Genomic DNA, 19,454 nt, shown 5'->3' with positions numbered 1-19,454 from the left:
TTATAAAATAAATTTGAAAAACGCTAAACCATACCATTCCAGACGCTTATGCTCAAGGAACGGGCTCGCTTCAGCAACGCGCAGGCAGATGAAAAAAAGCAAGATACCTAAAAATACGGTTTGCCGTCTGCCCAATGTTGCCATTCAGTGTAGACGAAGAAACGCCCAATAATGGAAGGAAACGTAAAATCGGGGGGGAAGACCCCGGTTAACACCGGGGTCTGGAGGATATCACAATCAGGCACTTAACAGCTGATTCATACGGCGGATGAACAGGTTCGGATCGTCCAGCGTACCGCGTTCGGCCAGCAGAGCCTGATCCAGCAGCAGCTCGACCCACTCGCCAAACTCCGCTTCATCAGAAACGTCAGCCGCACGTTTAATGAGCGCGTGCTCAGGGTTCAGTTCAAAAATGTACTTCACTTCCGGTGCTTGCTGGCCTGCCGCTGCGAACAGTTTCGCCATCTGCGTGCTCATCTCGTCCGCATCCGTTACGACAATCGCAGGCGTATCGGTCAAACGGTAGGTGAAACGCACATCTTTAACGCGCTCGCCCAGCAGGGTTTTCACACGCTCAACAAACGGCTCCAGCGCTTTCTGTGCTTCTTTCTGCGCATCGTTTTCTTCATCAGCCAGTTTATCCAGCGTATCATCCGCTTTGCTGACTGACTGGAAGGATTTACCGTCGAATTCGGTCAGGTAGCTCATCATCCATTCGTCAATACGCTCGGACAACAGCAATACCTCAATACCTTTCTTACGGAACAGCTCCAGATGTGGGCTGCTCTTCGCCGCCGCGTAGCTGTCTGCGGTGATGTAGTAGATCTTGTCCTGACCTTCCACCATCCGGCTAACGTAGTCTTCCAGCGACACCGTCTGCGCAGAGCTGTCGGATTGTGTGGTGGCAAAACGCAGCAGTTTCGCGATCGCTTCGCGGTTGCTGCCGTCTTCCGCCGGGCCTTCTTTCAACACCAGACCAAACTGTTGCCAGAACGTCTGGTATTTTTCCGCGTCGTCTTTCGCCAGTTTATCCAGCATTTGCAGCACGCGTTTAGTCAGTGCATTACGCAGGTTCTGCGTCACACGGCTGTCCTGCAAAATCTCACGGGAAACGTTCAACGGCAGATCGTTGGAATCAATCAGGCCACGCACAAAACGCAGGTAGTTCGGCATGAACTGCTCGGCGTCATCCATAATAAAGACGCGCTGAACGTACAGTTTCAAGCCATGTTTATGATCGCGGTTCCACATATCCCACGGTGCACGCGCTGGGATGTACAGCAGGCTGGTATATTCCTGCTTACCTTCCACACGGTTGTGGCTCCAGCTCAGCGGATCGGTAAAGTCGTGGGAGATATGTTTATAAAACTCGTTGTACTCTTCATCGCTGACTTCTGACTTACTGCGCGTCCACAGCGCCTGTGCCTTGTTAATTTTTTCCCAGCTAACGGTGGACTCACCGCCTTCTTCTTCGCTTTCCGTCTGGGCTTCAATTTCTACTGGCAACGCGATATGGTCGGAATATTTACTGATGACAGAGCGCACACGCCAGTCATCCAGAAACTCGTCTTCACCTTCACGCAGATGCAGAGTAATTTCCGTACCGCGATCGTCTTTGGTGATGTCGGCGATGGTGTAATCACCTTCCCCGGCAGATTCCCAGTACACGCCCTGATCGGCATTCGCACCCGCGGCACGGGTACGCACAGTCACTTTATCTGCCACGATGAAGGCGGAGTAGAAACCCACGCCGAACTGGCCAATCAGTTGGCTATCTTTAACCTGATCGGAACCCATAGATTCCAGAAAAGCCTTGGTGCCGGATTTCGCAATCGTACCCAGATTATCAATGACTTCGTCACGGCTCATGCCGATACCGTTGTCAGAAATCGTCAGCGTACGTTTTTCTTTATCCGTAGACACCCGCACGCGCAGGTCGCCATCGCCCGCATACAGTTCAGGAGCGGACAGCGCACGAAAACGTAATTTGTCTGCCGCATCGGAGGCGTTGGAGATCAATTCACGCAGAAAGATTTCTTTGTTGGAATAGAGCGAATGGATCATCAAATGCAGGAGTTGCTTAACTTCGGACTGGAACCCGCGAGTTTCTTGGCCTTTCATACTCATTGTTGCTTACCTCAATCCTAATATTATTCAGGCTGATTAAACTGACGATAAGTAGCAAGTGGGGATAAACCAAGGTGATTTCAAGGGGTAAATTTCAGCGAAAAAAGAAAACGGTGAGAGGAAAGAGGAAAACAAGACTGCGGCTGCCAGATAATCATACTGGCAGCCGACAGATTAAAACCGGAAAGGCTGACGACCTGCAAGCGAATGGGAAAGTGTGGTGCCATCGACCATTTCCAGCTCACCGCCAACGGGAACACCATGTGCAATGCGGCTGGCCATCACGCCGTGTTGTGCGCACAGTTCAGCGATATAGTTTGCCGTCGCATCGCCTTCTACCGTCGGGTTAGTCGCCAGAATCACTTCGCTTATCGATTCCACCTGCAGGCGCTCTTCCAGCCGCCCCAAACCGATATCGTCCGGGCCAATGCCATCCAGCGGCGACAAATGTCCCATCAGTACAAAGTACCGACCAGCAAACTGCCCCGTCTGTTCAATGGCATGAATATCAGCCGGACTTTCTACCACGCAAATCTGCCCGTTTTGCTGACGGCGCGGATTCGAGCAAATCGCACAAACGTCCTGCTCGGTGAATGTCCGACAATCGCTACAGTGACCGATTTCGGACATCGCCCGCGTCAACGCCTGCGCCAGACGCATACCGCCACTGCGGTTACGTTGCAGCAGTTGAAACGCCATGCGCTGCGCCGACTTGGGCCCAACGCCCGGCAGGCAGCGCAGCGCTTCCATCAATGACTCCAGAAGCGGACTGGTCTGCATCAGAACGGCATCTTGAAGCCCGGCGGCAGTTGCATACCGCTGGAAACCGCTGCCATTTTCTCTTTCTGCGTTTCCGCGATACGACGAGCTGCATCGTTGAACGCTGCAGCGATCAGATCTTCCAGCATCTCTTTATCGTCTTCCATCAGGCTTGGATCGATCTCAACACGGCGGCAGTTATGCGCACCGTTGATCGTAATTTTCACCAGACCCGCACCCGATTCGCCTGTGACTTCCAGATTCGCCACTTCTTCCTGCATCTGCTGCATTTTTTCCTGCATCTGCTGGGCTTGCTTCATCAGGTTGCCAATTCCACCTTTACCAAACATAGTTTTCTCTCTATCACGTCGGGCTGCGTACTCGCAGCGGTTAAACAGGGCGGATACTTTCTTCGTCCAGTTCCGCATCAAAGAAACGCCGCAGCGTTTGAATCGTTGTATCGGCCAGAATTGACTGACGCGCCTGCGCCAGCTTCTCTTCATAGATGGCCTGACGCCACTCCAGCGGCGTCCGCACCGCCGGATTGTCGTCTTCAGTAATCAGTAATTCTACAGGATGCCCGTAGTGAGCCGTCAATGCGTCCGCCAGCGTCTTTTGCGCCGCAGGCGAATTCAAATGCCGTTGGGATGAACGCAGATGCAGATGAACCTTGCCTGCCTCTTCGCTCTCTTTAAACGCATTGAGTGCCAGCTGTTGTACCAGCTTTGGCAGCGTCAGGCGATGGATTTCCGCCGCCCAGGCATCTCGCTCCAGTGACTCTTCCGCCAGTCGTGCTGCCAGTTCCGGCGTTTTTTCGTGTTCTAATGCCGAACGCAGCGCTTTTGGCGTTGCGACGTCGACCTTCTCTTCTTCGACTTTATTCTGCGCCCGCCAACGATACGCTTCCGGCTTTTTGGGCTCGGAGGGAGATGTTTTCGCGTTTTGCCGTTGAATGCTGCGCTCAGTCACAGAAGCTAATCGCTCCAGCGCTGAGGTTGCCGGCCGCGTGTTGTCAGACGCTGCCGGATCAGCCTTTTTTGGTGGCGTACTCCCCTGTTTTCGCAGGAGCTGGCTGCGAGCCTGTAACAGCTGAGAAGTCGCATCAGGCAGCTCGCCCTCACCATACTGCTCAGGAGAACCGCTTGAAGCAGGCATTTCCCCTAACGGTGGCGCATATGCAGAGGCATCCAACGGTGGTTCGGGAGAATAAGATGGCGGCTGCACGTTTTCATGCTGCTCACTACTTGGCTGAATTGGCGCACGAACCGTCGCCGATGCTGCAGCACCAGGCTGCTGTACAGGAGGCTGAATAGAAGGCGCACGCGCAATCTGAGCAGGCGCGGCGCTTACGGGTGCCACGGGTTCAGCGATAATCTGACTGGGATGAAACGCCAGCGCTCTCAGTAGCGTCATTTCAACGCCCATCCGACGATCCGGCGCAAAAGGCAATTCTTTGCGACCAATGAGCATCGTCTGGTAATAAAGCTGCACATCCGCTGGTGGCAGCGCACGCGCTAGCTCTCGCATACGGGCTTCAACTGCAGCGTAATCATCACCCAATGCAGCGGGTAATAGTTGAACCATCGCAATGCGGTGTAACAGCGTCTGGGTTTCGACCAACAGCGATTCCCAGTCCACACCCCGCGCCGCGACCTGGTCTAACAGCGACATGACCTGTGCACCATCACCTTTCGCCAACGCCTCAATGAGTGCCAACGGCTGCTCATCATCCAGCGTACCCAGCATTTGGCTGACGGAAGCGGTCGTGACCTGCCCTTGCCCCATGGCAATGGCCTGATCGGTCAGACTCAGCGCATCACGCAAGCTCCCATCGGCAGCACGTGCCAGAAGCTGTAGCGCACGCGGCTCACTGACGAGATTTTCTGCCTGTAATACCTGCTCCAGATGCGCACGAATCTGTTCGACATCCAGCGCTTTGAGATGAAATTGCAAGCAACGCGACAGAATGGTCACCGGCAGTTTTTGCGGGTCGGTGGTCGCCAGCAGGAATTTGACGTGCGGAGGTGGCTCTTCCAGCGTTTTCAGCAGCGCATTAAAGCTGTGGCGCGATAGCATGTGTACTTCGTCGATCAAGTACACCTTGAATCGCCCACGCGCAGGAGCGTACTGCACATTATCCAGCAGATCGCGCGTGTCCTCGACTTTAGTGCGAGACGCGGCATCAATTTCGATCAAATCGACAAAACGGCCCTGCTCGATTTCACGGCAGTTGTCACACTGACCACAGGGCGTTGCCGTCACGCCCTGTTCGCAATTCAGCCCTTTTGCCAACAAACGGGCAATCGACGTCTTCCCGACACCGCGGGTGCCAGAAAACAAATACGCGTGATGAATTCTGCCTAGGGAAAGGCCGTTAGCCAACGCGGTCAGGACATGTTCCTGACCGACAACATGGGTAAAGGTTTGGGGACGCCACTTACGGGCAAGAACCTGATAGCTCATCAATACCGCAACAGTCGAGTTATTGAGGCAATCATGCTAACACAGCCACGCCGCTATCGGCGAGACTGTTATGATTAATGTCCGGGGAAGTCAACCAGGCTATAGCAGGTGACGCCCATCTCGGTCAGACGCTGCTCGCCGCCCAGATCGAACAAATTGATGATAAACGCAGCATCATTGACCGCCCCCCCCAGACGACGGATCAATTTCACCGTGGCCTCAAGCGTACCGCCAGTTGCCAACAGATCGTCGATCACCAGCACGTTGTCGCCAGCGGAGATCGCATCTGCATGAATTTCCAGCGTATCTGAACCGTATTCCAGTTCATAGCTTTCACTGATAGTCGGACGTGGCAGCTTGCCCGGTTTACGCACGGGAACAAAACCCACGCCCAGCGCCAACGCAACCGGAGCGCCAAACAGGAAACCACGCGCTTCCGTACCAACAACCTTCGTCACACCGGTGTTGCGGTAACGGTTTGCCAGCATCTCAATACTGGCTGCATAGGCCACAGGATCTTCCAGCAGGCTGGTGACATCACGGAACAGTATGCCCGGCTTCGGATAATCGGGGATGCTTTTGATACTGTTTTTAATTAATTCTGCCTGCTGCTGCGCTGTTACGGTCATCATAGTTGTGCCTGATAAAACGTTCTGAACATACAAATGCCGGTCACCACAAGGCTTTCATCATCGCATGAGGTGATGAAGAGGCATTATGACAAAGAGGAAAATGGCGACCCGCGCACGAAAACGGTCAAATTTAGTCAAAGTGACGGGTAAATGCAACTATCCGCACTCTGGGTGCGTATTTTTTGTATTCCCGTCACAGAGGCCGCCGCTTACGCTATCTTTTCGGATCTGCGCCCTGCGTTTGTTGTTCTGGATCAATCACGGGTAAACGAAGCATGAAGGTCAGCAAAATAGCCAAAATGACCAACAACAAAATCCTGACCCAGACGAGCTTAACCAGCCAGAGCGACAGCGCGAACGTTAACAGAATCATGGTGACTGCCTTCCATTTTGCCCCCGGCGGCAACGCCCGATGTTGCTGCCAATGGCGCAGATAGCTGCCAAACCAGGAGCGGTACAGCAGCCAGTCATGGAAACGCGGGGACGAGCGGGCAAAACACCAGGCGGCCAGTAACAAGAAAGGCGTTGTCGGTAATAAAGGTAACACGACGCCCAACGTTGCCAGCACAACGGAAACCCACCCCAATATCATCAGCAACACGCGATACATATTCACCTTTATACTTTGTTCACGACCACTATGCGTTGTCTACTCAATAAGCTTTGTCTACGACAATATCCATCACACTTTATCACCACCTTGCCCGATGAATTAGTTAAGATATCCTCATGCAGTGTATTAAGGCGACACAGACTCACTGTGCCGATCTACCACGCGCCGACTCGCTGAATCATCAGCCTTACCGTAAGGGAAAAAAGTGAACACGCATCGATTGCTGCAGGCGCTTGAACAACAAATTAACACGCTGGCGAAAGAGCTTGAACCGCTGGCGGATAAAGCCGTGCCGCAATCGCGCTTTGATCGTCAGCTTTTTAGCAGCTACGGCACTCGGCTACGTGACTATCGCGCCGAAGTTGAGCAAAACCTGCACGCGATAAAGCAGTTAGTTGCAGAACAGCGCACCGATCGCGTGGCATTTCTGGCTGAAAAGCTAGTCAGCCAGATAGCCGCATTGCAGCGGGAGCTGGCGACGCAGTCATTACGCAGGCAGGAGCAAAATACCGCCCCACAGCAGGAAGATGTGTACCACAAGCTGGCGGAACATCAGGATTATGAACGCCGTTTACTTTCCATGATTCAGGATAGAGAAAGCCTGCTCACCACGCAGACGCTCTTCAGCGAACAACAGCGATTGCAAAAAGAGCTGGCGGCGCTGGAAGGACGGCTGTCACGCTGCCGTCAGGCGCTGTCGCGGCTGGAGCGTCAGATCGAACGCCGGGAACAAGGACTATAGCGCAGCAGCTTCGCCGAGGAAAAAGAGGAACTGGTTCATGTCACTTGAAAACGCCCCACCCGACGTCAAGCTGGCGGTCGATTTGATTATGCTGCTGGAAGAAAACCAGATCGAACCGCGTATCGTGCTGGCCGCATTAGAGATTGTGCGCACCGATTTTGAAAAGAAGCTATCACAAGAAGAAGGTGGCGCTAAATCCTCTACCTAAAGCAAAAATAACTCAGCACGTAGAGGCAACGGGTGCTAGCGCCGTCGTTCAATAGCTTACTCAGCGGGTTTACGTAGCGCCGGGCTAAAATGCAACATATCGATAAAGGCATCCACCAGCGACGGGGCTTCCTGATCGAGATCGAAACTTTCCGGCATAAATAGCCAGTTCTCCATCACACCAGAAAAATAGGCACGCAGCGCAATTGCCGCACGGCGAGAATGAATATCCGTCGGCAACATGCCCAGACGGATGCACTCAATCAGATTTTCTTCAATATCGACATAGCAGGAAAGATAGAGCTCTTTGCGCGCGTTGTACGATTGCAACATTTCACCGACAAACTCACATTTGTGAAAAGCGATTTCCATAATGGAACGCCAGTGCGTATCACTAACCGTTAAACGCAGCATATAAATCAATAATTCACGCATCACGCGGAGTGGATTATCAGGAAATTTTGTCTGATACTCTATTTTAAACTCATCTATTTTTGACTCTGCCAACGCCCAGATTCCGTCAAAAATTTCGGCTTTGTTTTTAAAATGCCAATAAATAGCACCGCGGGTCACACCAGCAGCGGTGGCAATGTCAGACAATGAAGTCGCGGACACACCATGCTCAGAGAACACTCTTAACGCAGTATCCAGTATCTGTTGTCGGGTTTCCTGAGCCTGTTTTTTGGTTTTTCGTGCCATGATAATTTGGTTTTTCGTGCCATACCGCTGTATTTGAAGGAAAGTGAGATTTACATACATTCAAGTATGTATGTAACATAGCATGAACATAAGACTATAGCAGCAATGGGTTTTGAGCTTGTGATCCATTGGTCAATTTCAAATCGGACACTTGAGGTTTATCTATGAACAAAAACAGAGGGCTAACGCCTCTGGCGGCAGTTCTGATGCTTTCCGGCGGCTTAATGCTCGCAGGATGTGATGACGGCAACAACCAACAAGGCGGCGCACAGCAGCAGATGCCTGAAGTGGGTATTGTTACGTTAAAGACGGAAGCACTGAATGTAATGACCGAGCTGCCGGGCCGCACAAGTGCTTACCGCATTGCTGAGGTTCGCCCACAGGTTGGCGGCATTATCCTCAAACGCAACTTCGTTGAAGGATCTGACGTTAAAGCTGGCGCATCGCTGTATCAGATCGACCCCGCGACATATCAGGCAAGCTACAACAGCGCCAAAGGCTCACTCGCTCAGGCTCAGGCTCAGGCAGAAATTGCCCGTTTGACCGTTAATCGCTATAAGCCGCTGTTGGGCACCAACTACGTCAGCAAGCAGGATTACGATCAGGCTGTCGCGACTTCTCGTCAGGCTGATGCTGCCGTTCAGGCTGCCAAAGCAGCAGTGGACACCGCACAAATCAATCTGGCTTACACCAAAGTTAATTCGCCAATCGAAGGCCGTGTAGGTAAATCAACGGTAACGGAAGGCGCATTAGTCGCAACTGGGCAAGCAACAGCATTAACAACCGTTCAACAGCTTGATCCGATTTATGTTGACGTCACGCAGTCCAGTAATGATTTCCTGCAACTGAAGAAAGAGCTGGAAAACGGCACGCTGAAACAAAGTGAAGGCAAAGCCAATGTCCGCCTGCTGTTGGAAAACGGTACTGAATATACTGAAGCAGGTACATTAGAATTCTCCGATGTCACGGTAGATGAAACCACCGGTTCCATTACGCTGCGTGCCATTTTCCCTAACCCACAGCACAACCTCCTCCCCGGAATGTTTGTACGCGCGCGTCTCGATTCCGGCGTTAACCCAACAGCCTTGTTAGTTCCACAGCAGGGTGTCTCCCGCGATCCACGTGGTCAGGCCACAGCGATGGTGGTTGGAGAAGGCGATAAAGTAGAACCTCGCACGCTTAAAACCAGTAAGGCAGTTGGTGACAAATGGTTGGTTACCGAAGGCTTGAAAGCGGGCGATCGCGTTATCGTCACTGGTCTGCAAAAAATCAGACCTGGTGCGCAGGTAAAAGCTAAAGAAGTCGCTCAAGAAAATCAGCAGGCGCAGCAAGCGTCAGCAGAACCCGCGAAGTCTTAAGACGTTCTAACAGGAGCCGGTATAATTCATGGCTAAGTTTTTTATAGATCGACCCATTTTTGCATGGGTACTCGCCATCATGGTGATGCTGACGGGGTTGCTGGCAATTGTTAAATTACCGATTGCCCAGTATCCAACGATCGCACCACCCGCGATTGACATAACAGCAAACTATCCAGGGGCCGATGCATCAACGCTGCAAGATTCCGTGACGCAGGTTATCGAACAGAACATGAACGGTATCGATAACCTGATGTACATGTCATCAAGCAGTGACTCCTCAGGTACAGTGCAGATTACCCTGACCTTTGACGCAGGTACGGACGCGGATATCGCGCAGGTCCAGGTGCAGAACAAACTGCAACTGGCCATGCCGCTGCTGCCGCAAGAAGTACAGCAGCAAGGGGTTAACGTTCAGAAATCAAGTAGCAGCTTCCTCATGGTTGCCGCCTTCATCAGTGAAGACGGTAAAATGTCACAGGAAGATATCGCTGACTACGTGGCTGCTAACGTTAAAGACCCAATCAGCCGTACATCCGGTGTAGGTGATGCGCAGCTGTTTGGTTCCCAGTACGCGATGCGTATCTGGCTGGATCCGAACAAACTGAATAATTACCAGTTAACAGCCGGCGATGTTACCGCAGCGATCCGAGTGCAAAACAACCAAATCGCCGCAGGGCAGTTGGGTGGTGCTCCACCGGTTCCCGGTCAGCAGTTAAACGCTTCTATCATTGCGCAGACCCGTCTTAATTCAGCCGAGGAGTTTTCTAAAATCCTGCTGAAGGTTAACGCTGATGGGTCTCAGGTTCGCCTTAAAGACGTTGCTCGCGTTGAGCTGGGCGCAGAAGGCTACGACGTTATAGCACGTTTCAATGGTAAGCCCGCTGCCGGTATCGGTATCAAACTGGCAACTGGTGCAAACGCGCTGGATACCGCAACCGCTGTAAAAGATGCACTGACCAAAGCAGAAGAGTTCTTCCCTGCTGGCCTGAAAGTCGTTTACCCGTACGATACTACCCCCTTCGTTAAGATCTCCATCAACGAAGTAGTGAAAACGCTGGTGGAAGCCATCGTACTGGTATTCCTAGTGATGTATCTGTTCTTGCAGAACTTCCGTGCCACGCTGATCCCAACCATTGCGGTACCAGTCGTCTTGCTAGGGACGTTTGCGGTCCTCTCCGCATTTGGTTATTCCATTAACACCCTGACGATGTTCGCGATGGTTCTCGCCATCGGACTTCTGGTGGATGACGCCATCGTCGTCGTGGAAAACGTGGAACGTGTCATGGCGGAAGAAGGTCTACCGCCTAAAGAAGCAACCAAACGATCCATGGAGCAGATCCAAGGTGCGTTGGTCGGTATTGCGCTGGTTCTGTCCGCGGTATTCGTCCCGATGGCGTTTACCGGTGGCTCCACAGGGGCGATCTACCGCCAGTTCTCCATCACAATCGTGTCTGCGATGGTGCTGTCGGTTCTGGTCGCATTGATTTTGACACCCGCGCTTTGCGCAACGCTGCTAAAACCAATCGCCAAAGGCGATCACGGTGAGAAGAAAGGCTTCTTCGGCTGGTTCAACAGACTGTTCGAGAAAAGCACACATCACTACACCGATAGTGTGGCAAATATTCTGCGCAGCACGGGCCGTTATCTGGTCATCTATCTGCTGATTGTTGTCGGTCTGGCATTTCTGTTCTTACGTTTGCCGACGTCCTTCCTGCCAGATGAAGATCAAGGTGTTCTCCTGAATATCGTTCAGTTGCCTTCAGGGGCAACGCAGGAAAACACGCAGAAAATCATGGACAGAATGACGAACTACTATCTCGAGAATGAGAAAAGTAACGTTAAATCTGTATTTACGGTGTCGGGCTTCGGGTTCTCTGGCCGTGGGCAGAATGTCGGTCTGGCCTTCGCCAGCCTGAGTGACTGGAGTGAACGAAGCGGCGCAGAAAATAAAGTTATGGCGATTGCAGGCCGAGCAAACGCGGCCTTTAGCCAGTATAAAGAAGCTATGGTTTTCGCAGTCAACCTTCCTGCGATTATCGAACTGGGTACCGCAACAGGTTTCGACTTCCAGTTGATTGACCAGGCTAACCTTGGGCATGCAAAACTGACGGAAGCACGTAACCAACTGCTAGGCATGGCGGCACAACGTCCTGATACCCTGGTGCAAGTTCGTCCTAACGGGATGGAAGATACACCGCAGTTCCGTCTCGATATCGATCAGGAAAAAGCACAGGCGCTTGGTGTGTCACTGTCGGATATCAGTTCAACATTGGCAACCACGCTGGGTGGTTCTTATGTAAATGACTTTATCGATCGCGGTCGTGTGAAGAAAGTTTACGTTCAGGCCGATGCACCTTTCCGTATGTTGCCAGATGACATCAAAAACTGGTACATCCGCGGTAGCAACGGACAAATGGTGCCATTCTCTGCATTCACGCAGAGCCACTGGGAATATGGTTCACCGCGTCTGGAACGTTATAACGGCCAACCATCCATGCAGATCCAAGGTCAAGCCGCGCCAGGTAAGAGTACCGGTGAAGCCATGGCATTGATGGAAAATTTCGTGACCCAATTACCGCAAGGTATCGGCTACGAATGGACGGGTATGTCCTATCAAGAGCGGTTATCTGGTAACCAGGCACCCGCAATCTATGCCATTTCACTGATTGTCGTGTTCCTGTGTCTGGCAGCGCTTTATGAGAGTTGGTCAATACCGTTCTCCGTCATGCTGGTTGTTCCATTGGGGATCATCGGTGCGTTAATTGCAGCGAATATGACAGGTCTTGAAAACGACGTTTACTTTAAGGTGGGCCTGCTGACAACCATAGGGCTATCGGCGAAGAACGCCATATTGATTGTCGAATTTGCTAAAGATCTGATGGAGAAAGAAGGGAAAGGACTGATTGAAGCAACGCTTGATGCCGTTCGTATGCGTTTGCGTCCAATCCTGATGACATCACTTGCCTTTATCCTCGGTGTCATGCCGCTGGTTATCAGTAGTGGTGCAGGCTCCGGTGCACAGAACGCCGTTGGTACTGGCGTAATGGGCGGGATGATTACAGCAACCGTGCTGGCTATCTTCTTCGTTCCGGTGTTCTTTGTTGTTGTCCGCCGCCGTTTTGGCAAGAAAGTAGACGACACAACAGCACACTAAGGCTGAACATCCATCAATATCTCCCCTAAAGGCCGCCTAGCGGCCTTTTTTACTTTCCTACCCTTTCCTCTCAGCTCATTCTCACCAAACGAGCACAGAGCCGTTTGCATCGTTATCCGCCTCTATATAGTGACTTAGAGAATGCTGCAGCCTTGCAACAACATAATGGTTGATCCTCGTGTCAAAAAAGCGCAACATAATAGATATGTTATAACATAACAAACGAGGCAACTATGAAAGCAGGTATTCATCCTGACTATCGCACGGTGGTATTTCATGACACCAGCGCGGATGTTTATTACAAGACGGGATCAACGATTAAAACCGATCGAACCATTGAACTGGAGGGGGCCAGCTACCCTTACGTCACCATTGACGTTTCTTCGGCATCGCATCCCTATTATACCGGGAAGCAAAAAGAATATTCCAAAGAAGGCAGCACAGCGCGCTTCCAGCAGCGCTTTGGCAACTTCTTCAAGTAATCAGAGAGGGCTATAAAATGCAGGTGCTTAGTTCGCTACGTTCAGCAAAGAATCGTCATAAGGATTGTATTGTGGTCCGCCGTCGCGGGCGAGTTTACGTTATATGCAAATCCAACCCGCGCTTTAAGGCCGTACAAGGCAGAAAAAAGAAAAAAGGTTAATCTTTCTCAACTTCATCCCGATACAGTCGGTGTTATGACGCTAACAAGACTGCACGGGATGATTCGCATGAAAAAACTGCTGAAACAATAAGATAACGAGTGCCAAAAGCCCTTATCCGCTGAGCAATATCTTCGCATTCCTTCTGCCATTTCTCATATTTTCAGATAGAAATAATTAAATAAGCCGCAGACGAGTTTATTCTATGCTCATTGTGACAACAAAAAAATTTGAGGATTAATCAAAATAAATAGCAGTGAAAACCTTACCTATTATCCGCGAATTTTACGAACGTTTTTGCTATAGTCATATATAGAATGACGTAACCGTAACCACCATGGTATAGCTATACTTAAGGTTAAGTCATGAGATGTTGGTATTTACGCCAACCCTATTTCGCGACATAGTAGATACTGGGAGGGACGATAATCACTGTTTTCTCATTCACTACAGAACAAATCACAATGGTTCAACGCCCTGTCTGTAACAACATGAATACGAAACAACGTTAACGTTTTATCTTGTAAGCTTCATCAGTCTACCTGTTTACCAGGTGTTAACCGCAGTAACACTGAATAACGGCTTAACGGAGGGATTGATATGGATGAGTACACACCAAAACATTATGATATTGCCCAACTCAGATTCTTATGTGAGAATCTGTGTGACGAAAGCATAGCGACGTTAGGCGATAGCAGTCACGGCTGGGTCAATGATCCAACATCTGCGATCAATCTCCAATTAAATGAACTTATTGAGCATATCGCTACGTTTATTCTCACATTTAAAATAAAATACCCTAACGAAAGTGAGCTTTCAGAGCAGGTTGAAAAGTATTTGGATGATACTTACGTCTTGTTTAGCAACTATGGTATTAATGATGCTGAACTACGGCGTTGGCAGAAGTCCAAAGCAAAATTATTCGGAATGTTCTCAGGGGAGAACATCTGTACGCCTGCTAAAACTTAAGCAATAATTTATTTATATTTTTTAACCACCAGGTACTGCTTGCATAGGCCATTATGAAAAAAATCGACTATTTGATGCGTTTGCGTAAATGCACAACCATTGACACCCTCGAACGCGTTATTGAAAAAAACAAGTATGAACTCTCTAATGATGAACTGGAGATGTTCTTTTCCGCAGCCGATCATCGCCTTGCAGAACTGACGATGAACAAACTCTACGACAAAGTCCCTACTGCAGTATGGCGATACGTTCGTTAATTCCTAACGAAACGCATACAAAAACTGACATTAATTACACTGCGCCGATAATATTATCGGCCTTTGTTTTTATTATCTTTTTAACGTATTAATTGCGTAAGACTTGTAACAAATTGTATTTTTTTATATTAAGTAAAAATGAATTCTTCCTCACATCTCACGCTTATTTCCCCAGCATTTATTGTTCACACCCTAAATAATTCGAGTTTCAGGAAGGCGGCAAGAGAGGGCATCCTGATGAGCTTACTCAAGTAAGTGATTCGGGTGACTGAACGCAGCCAACGCACATGCAACTTGAAGTATGACGGGAATATAACAATCGCATCGATAGCATCACTAATAGTATTCCCGTGATGAAAACAGAGGAGATAATAATTACCGCAATTATTACTCGCCAGGTAAAGATACACGGTCAGCCTCTCGAAGAAACAGCGATCGGTAAATGACACCTATCGAGCAAAGAATGGCGGCTCAGCGTTTATGCATGTCAGACAACGGGTTTATGGCAGAGAATGTCGTTTATGTGCAGGAGATGAAGACCAACCTGGCGATGAAGCGGCTAACGAGGGCAGAAATGGTGGAGGCCCTGCCAGCTACATCCCGGCACACACGTCTCCTGCTGCGGCTGCTTCCTTCCGGACCTGACCGAATCCACAGGTTAATGTTGCGGGAGAACCGACAGGGCCTCCATTGACGACTTTATAACGGCTTGCACATGATAATCGCAACGTGTCACAAAGCGGTGGGCATTATCGGCGATGGGATAGGCAATTGCAAGCTAACACCGACTAACCGTTGTTTTCTTACCCACCCCGCTGTGCCACTATGATGTTCAATCGGTTTAGGAGCAGCAGGAATATCCGCGGATGTCAGAAGAAAACGATAATTTCCGCCAGCGCGTTTTTCAAATCGTCGCGGCAATCCCTTACGGAAAAATAGCGACCTATGGCGACATCGCGCAGCTGGCCGATTCACCCAGAGCATCCAGGCAAGTCGGCGGAGTATTAAAACGTCTGCCGAAAGACAGCAAACTCCCCTGGCATCGGGTGATCAATCGTAAAGGCGAAATATCGCTGGTCGGTGGAGACTATGTGCGTCAAAAGTCAGCACTACAAGCGGAGGGCATCATTTTCAATCGTCAGGGAAAAGTTGATCTTGCGAAATATCGCTGGCAATACGCGCCATAACGGCGCGTATCCAGATAAATTACCAGATGGTCTGTGGTGCCATAGATGACGAGTCAGGCTGCCCCTGAAGCATATGAGGAGTCTGGTTTGTCGGGTTAGACATCATCGAGCCCTGATTTTTAGCCGGTAGGGGAACAGAGGCGACAGGTACCAGCACCAAATCGGCGTTATTTACCCCGTTGCTAATAACCGGTAAGACGTTCTCCGTCACCATCACGATACGATTATCGATCGCAATGGCTGCGCTGAGTAAGATACGCGCGTTGGGCTGAATATCGGCCGGGTTATACGGTAACTCGAATTGGAAAGGAGCCTGCTTTCCTTCTGTACGCGTCACGCGCTGAGTGATCACTTTTGAAGGTGCATCCGCCAGCGATGCATCAGACACCGTAACGGTTAAAACGGCGTTGTGAGGGAGTGCAATGCGCTGACGAATATTCACCGTACCGGTTACCGCTGGCATTACAACAGCTGGGCGCTGTGAAGAAACAGAGGTGACAGGTGCGCCAGTATGAGGAGAAACGCCATAATCATTCCTCTGTGCACATGCAACCAGAGTCATCGATAACGTGATACCGCCTAATATATGCCATAATTTCATTCGGTCAGTCTCCTTTATTATTGTCAGACTACCGGTATCGAAAACCGGCACTCATAAATAGTATGATTCACCCAACACAATAATGATGGTGCAAAATTCTGATATTTTCCTGAAACCTACACATTCATTGCAGTAAAAACCCATAACAAAATATTTTACACCTTAAAAAACAAACAGATAATTATTTATTCGCATCCATTGGGGCCGATATCATGAGTCAATCACTACAACACCTTCTCGACCTCCTGCATTTAGAGAAACTCGAAGAAGGGCTATTTCGCGGGCAAAGCGATGATTTGGGGCTACGTCAGGTCTTTGGTGGGCAAGTCGTCGGCCAGGCCATGTCGGCCGCCAAACAGACTGTCCCCGTCGAGCGCAACATTCACTCTTTCCACAGCTACTTTTTGCTACCCGGCGATAGCCAGAAACCGATTATTTATGACGTTGAAAACCTGCGCGATGGCAACAGCTTCAGCGCCAGACGCGTTAGGGCTATCCAGAATGGTCGCCCTATTTTTTATATGACGGCCTCATTTCAAAGTCATGAAGAAGGGTTCGAGCACCAAAATGTGATGCCAAACGTCACACCACCAGAAAATCTGAAATCCGAGCAGGAAATCGCACAAGACATGCAGCACCTCCTGCCGCCCCGCTTTCATGATAAATTTATTCAGGCCAGCCCGATTGAGATACGCCCGGTTAAATTCCATAACCCACTAAAAGGCGAAGTAGACGAGCCGGTGCGACACGTCTGGTGTCGTGCCAGTAGCACGCTGCCGGACGATAAGCGTATTCACCAATATCTGCTCGGCTATACGTCTGACTGCAATTTCCTACTCACGGCCTTGCAGCCTCACGGCGTTGGATTTTTGGAGCCGGGTATGCAGGTCGCTACCATCGATCACTCAATGTGGTTCCACCGTGATTTCCGGCTGGATGACTGGCTGTTATATACCGTAGAAAGCACGTCTGCATCCGGTGCTCGTGGTTTCGTTCGTGGGCAATTCTATACTCGGGAAGGCGTACTGGTTGCATCCAGCGTGCAGGAAGGCGTCATACGTCGTCGCCAGCCGTAAACCTTGCGGCAGCCTCGTAACGTAAAAGACCACCTCATCTGGAGAGGGTTGGTTTAAGACTGATAATAAAACAGGCGTGGAGTCTCCCCCACGCCTGCTTACTCTATTCTGACTATCTCACTGATTAATTTATGCGATCTTATTGGTTGTAAGCGCTCTCGCCATGGCTGTTGACGTCCAGACCTTCACGCTCTTGATCTTCAGGTACACGCAGGCCGACAACCATATCCGCGATCTTGAAGGCGACAAATGCCACCACGCCAGACCACACCAGACAAACAATCACGCTGAACAACTGCACCCAAATCTGGTGTGCCATCGTTACGCCTTCCGCATAGCCCGTACCGCCCAGTGATGCAGAAGTGAATACGCCAGTCAGGATACAACCAACGATACCGCACACGCCGTGAACACCGAACACATCACATGGGTCATCCACACGCAGCCATCTTTTCAGTACCGTTACGCCCCACAGGCCTGCAACACCGCCAGCCAGACCGATGATCAGTGCGCCACCCACACCAACCGTACCCGCAGCTGGAGTGATTGCCACCAGACCCGCGATACAGCCAGAGCACGCGCCCAGCAGAGAAGGCTTACCGCGAACCATCCACTCACCGCCAACCCATGCCAGAATTGCAGCGGCAGTCGCGACAACGGTGTTCAGGAAAGCCAGAGCGGCGATACCATTCGCAGCACCCGCAGAACCCGCATTGAAACCAAACCAGCCGATGTACAGGATCGCCGTACCGATAAACACCATCGGCAGGTTATGCGGTTTGAAGGCCTCTTTGCCAAAACCAGCACGTTTGCCCAGCAGGTAAGCACCAACCAACCCAGCAACTGCGGCGTTGATGTGAACCACCGTACCACCAGCGAAGTCCAGCGCGCCATCCGCAGCCAGATAGCCACCACCCCATACCATGTGCGTCATCGGCAGGTAGGAGAACGTCAGCCACAGCGCAACAAAAATCAGTACAGCAGAGAAACGAATACGCTCAGCAATCGCCCCGACAATCAGCGCAACGGTGATACAGGCAAAGGAAGCCTGATAGGCCACGTGTACGAACTGATAGAAGGTGCCACTGATGGATTCAATCCCGATGCCTTTCAGCATAAAGGTGCTGAAACCACCGAAGAAGGCGTTACCTTCGCTGAAGGCCAGACTATATCCGTAAACGACCCACAGGATACAAACCATCGCGAACGTTACGCTCACCTGCGTCATCATGGACAGAACGTTCTTAGAACGAATCAGGCCGCCGTAAAACAGTGCGATGCCCGGTATAGTCATAAAGAGTACCAGTGCGGTACAAATCATAATAAAAGCGTTGTCCGCTTTATCAATCGTCGGTGTCGCAGCCATTGCCCAGGACGGGAGTAATGCCGCCACACCGAGACCTAATGAAGAGAGTAGTTTTTTCATTTTCATCCATCCCTATTTACGTATCTACGCTAGGTGTTGTTAAAGTGCGGCTTCGTCAGTTTCACCCGTACGAATACGGATAACCCTTTGCAACTCGGCGACAAAAATTTTGCCATCACCAATTTTTCCGGTGTACGCGGCTTTGCTGATAACATCGATCACTTCATCCAGTTGGTCGTCTGCAATCGCGATATCAATTTTTACCTTGGGTAAAAAGTTAACGCTGTATTCTGCGCCGCGGTATAGCTCCGCGTGTCCTTTCTGACGACCAAATCCCTTCACCTCAGTGACGGTGAGTCCCTGGATGCCGACAGAAGATAACGCTTCACGTACATCTTCCAGCTTGAATGGTTTTATCACCACAGTAACCAGTTTCATTTATCTTCCCCCTAGCCATTACGTTCAGGCTTTCGCCCGTCACTTGTTCGATTACATGCTCTATGAAGTCGGTCTACGTCATGACTAAAGCAAAGGGTGTGCCATAAATGATTTATCTGGCACAAATCAGGAAAGAGAACGCTATTAACGATAAGAAAGGGC

At 50.5% G+C, this 19,454-nt stretch carries 20 protein-coding genes and 1 other RNA gene; 10 read left to right on the top strand and 11 right to left on the bottom strand.

From position 1 onward, the window contains the following. Positions 1 to 237 precede the first annotated feature (237 nt). The 6 genes from htpG to ACIPUG_RS16395 form a co-directional block, all read right to left on the bottom strand. Positions 238 to 2,121, bottom strand: coding sequence for a molecular chaperone HtpG (gene htpG / locus ACIPUG_RS16420; protein ID WP_180774649.1), 1,884 nt, complete (start codon positions 2,119 to 2,121; stop codon positions 238 to 240). 180 nt (positions 2,122 to 2,301) lie between these two features. Next, entirely contained in the window at positions 2,302 to 2,907 is a 606-nt protein-coding gene (gene recR, locus ACIPUG_RS16415) for a recombination mediator RecR (RefSeq protein WP_014914551.1), read from the bottom strand. After that, positions 2,907 to 3,236 carry a YbaB/EbfC family nucleoid-associated protein gene (locus ACIPUG_RS16410; protein WP_010286242.1) on the bottom strand — a complete coding sequence of 110 codons (330 nt, stop codon included), beginning with the start codon at positions 3,234 to 3,236 and terminating at the stop codon, positions 2,907 to 2,909. Before ACIPUG_RS16410 ends, recR begins: the two co-directional genes overlap by 1 nt. Before the next feature lie 40 nt (positions 3,237 to 3,276). After that, positions 3,277 to 5,349 (bottom strand): DNA polymerase III subunit gamma/tau, encoded by a 2,073-nt coding sequence (gene dnaX / locus ACIPUG_RS16405; protein ID WP_400339284.1) that lies wholly within the window; start codon positions 5,347 to 5,349, stop codon positions 3,277 to 3,279. Positions 5,350 to 5,423: 74 nt separating this feature from the next. Further along, positions 5,424 to 5,978, bottom strand: coding sequence for an adenine phosphoribosyltransferase (apt, locus tag ACIPUG_RS16400; RefSeq protein ID WP_205554583.1), 555 nt, complete (start codon positions 5,976 to 5,978; stop codon positions 5,424 to 5,426). Between the two features lie 217 nt (positions 5,979 to 6,195). Next, positions 6,196 to 6,591, bottom strand: coding sequence for a DUF454 family protein (locus tag ACIPUG_RS16395; protein WP_010303029.1), 396 nt, complete (start codon positions 6,589 to 6,591; stop codon positions 6,196 to 6,198). A 208-nt stretch (positions 6,592 to 6,799) separates the two neighbouring features. Here ACIPUG_RS16395 and priC point away from each other — a divergent pair, with 208 nt between their 5' ends. Next, on the top strand, positions 6,800 to 7,336 hold the full coding sequence (gene priC, locus ACIPUG_RS16390; RefSeq protein ID WP_039466833.1) for a primosomal replication protein PriC: 537 nt from the start codon (positions 6,800 to 6,802) through the stop codon (positions 7,334 to 7,336). A gap of 37 nt (positions 7,337 to 7,373) precedes the next feature. Beyond that, on the top strand, positions 7,374 to 7,544 hold the full coding sequence (gene rsmS, locus ACIPUG_RS16385; RefSeq protein ID WP_072010012.1) for a pleiotropic regulatory protein RsmS: 171 nt from the start codon (positions 7,374 to 7,376) through the stop codon (positions 7,542 to 7,544). Between the two features lie 56 nt (positions 7,545 to 7,600). Here rsmS and acrR read toward each other — a convergent pair whose 3' ends face one another. After that, complete coding sequence (acrR, locus tag ACIPUG_RS16380; protein WP_014914545.1) at positions 7,601 to 8,242, bottom strand: multidrug efflux transporter transcriptional repressor AcrR; 642 nt, start codon at positions 8,240 to 8,242, stop codon at positions 7,601 to 7,603. 164 nt (positions 8,243 to 8,406) lie between these two features. On the opposite strand from acrR, the gene ACIPUG_RS16375 reads away from it, so the two are divergent. The 6 genes from ACIPUG_RS16375 to ACIPUG_RS16350 all read left to right on the top strand — a co-directional run bounded on the left by ACIPUG_RS16375 (position 8,407) and on the right by ACIPUG_RS16350 (position 14,624). Beyond that, positions 8,407 to 9,600, top strand: coding sequence for an efflux RND transporter periplasmic adaptor subunit (locus ACIPUG_RS16375; RefSeq protein WP_014914544.1), 1,194 nt, complete (start codon positions 8,407 to 8,409; stop codon positions 9,598 to 9,600). 28 nt (positions 9,601 to 9,628) lie between these two features. Next, entirely contained in the window at positions 9,629 to 12,757 is a 3,129-nt protein-coding gene (locus ACIPUG_RS16370) for an efflux RND transporter permease subunit (protein WP_039511040.1), read from the top strand. Positions 12,758 to 12,990: 233 nt separating this feature from the next. Further along, complete coding sequence (locus tag ACIPUG_RS16365) at positions 12,991 to 13,239, top strand: type B 50S ribosomal protein L31 (protein ID WP_014914542.1); 249 nt, start codon at positions 12,991 to 12,993, stop codon at positions 13,237 to 13,239. Positions 13,240 to 13,256: 17 nt separating this feature from the next. Further along, positions 13,257 to 13,400, top strand: coding sequence for a type B 50S ribosomal protein L36 (gene ykgO, locus ACIPUG_RS16360; RefSeq protein WP_072036587.1), 144 nt, complete (start codon positions 13,257 to 13,259; stop codon positions 13,398 to 13,400). 598 nt (positions 13,401 to 13,998) lie between these two features. Beyond that, positions 13,999 to 14,367 (top strand): Hha toxicity modulator TomB, encoded by a 369-nt coding sequence (gene tomB, locus ACIPUG_RS16355; protein WP_010282247.1) that lies wholly within the window; start codon positions 13,999 to 14,001, stop codon positions 14,365 to 14,367. A gap of 53 nt (positions 14,368 to 14,420) precedes the next feature. Continuing rightward, the gene (locus ACIPUG_RS16350; protein WP_005976087.1) at positions 14,421 to 14,624 is read left to right on the top strand and encodes an HHA domain-containing protein; all 204 of its coding nucleotides are present in this window, start codon (positions 14,421 to 14,423) and stop codon (positions 14,622 to 14,624) included. Between the two features lie 584 nt (positions 14,625 to 15,208). On the opposite strand, the gene ffs is transcribed toward ACIPUG_RS16350, so the two are convergent. Next, an RNA gene (ffs, locus tag ACIPUG_RS16345) (signal recognition particle sRNA small type) lies at positions 15,209 to 15,305 on the bottom strand. A 185-nt stretch (positions 15,306 to 15,490) separates the two neighbouring features. Here ffs and ACIPUG_RS16340 point away from each other — a divergent pair. Further along, positions 15,491 to 15,811, top strand: coding sequence for an MGMT family protein (locus ACIPUG_RS16340; protein WP_010282239.1), 321 nt, complete (start codon positions 15,491 to 15,493; stop codon positions 15,809 to 15,811). A gap of 19 nt (positions 15,812 to 15,830) precedes the next feature. Here the strand turns inward: ACIPUG_RS16340 and ACIPUG_RS16335 are convergent, their stop codons facing one another. Continuing rightward, positions 15,831 to 16,412, bottom strand: a complete 582-nt coding sequence (locus tag ACIPUG_RS16335) for a YbaY family lipoprotein (RefSeq protein ID WP_400339280.1) — start codon at positions 16,410 to 16,412, stop codon at positions 15,831 to 15,833. A gap of 212 nt (positions 16,413 to 16,624) precedes the next feature. On the opposite strand from ACIPUG_RS16335, the gene tesB reads away from it, so the two are divergent. Continuing rightward, positions 16,625 to 17,488, top strand: a complete 864-nt coding sequence (gene tesB, locus ACIPUG_RS16330) for an acyl-CoA thioesterase II (RefSeq protein WP_014914538.1) — start codon at positions 16,625 to 16,627, stop codon at positions 17,486 to 17,488. A gap of 139 nt (positions 17,489 to 17,627) precedes the next feature. Here tesB and amtB read toward each other — a convergent pair whose 3' ends face one another. Both amtB and glnK read right to left on the bottom strand, forming a co-directional pair. Continuing rightward, positions 17,628 to 18,914 carry an ammonium transporter AmtB gene (gene amtB / locus ACIPUG_RS16325; RefSeq protein ID WP_014914537.1) on the bottom strand — a complete coding sequence of 429 codons (1,287 nt, stop codon included), beginning with the start codon at positions 18,912 to 18,914 and terminating at the stop codon, positions 17,628 to 17,630. A 39-nt stretch (positions 18,915 to 18,953) separates the two neighbouring features. Continuing rightward, positions 18,954 to 19,292: a P-II family nitrogen regulator gene (glnK, locus tag ACIPUG_RS16320; RefSeq protein WP_002208627.1), complete on the bottom strand. Its 339-nt coding sequence runs from the start codon at positions 19,290 to 19,292 to the stop codon at positions 18,954 to 18,956. Positions 19,293 to 19,454 lie beyond the last annotated feature (162 nt).

It is taken from the genome of Pectobacterium sp. CHL-2024, assembly GCF_044751765.1.
In the GTDB taxonomy this organism is placed as follows: domain Bacteria; phylum Pseudomonadota; class Gammaproteobacteria; order Enterobacterales; family Enterobacteriaceae; genus Pectobacterium; species Pectobacterium brasiliense.
Note: the sequence above shows the minus strand (reverse complement) of the source record. Positions and strands in the feature narration are given on the sequence as shown.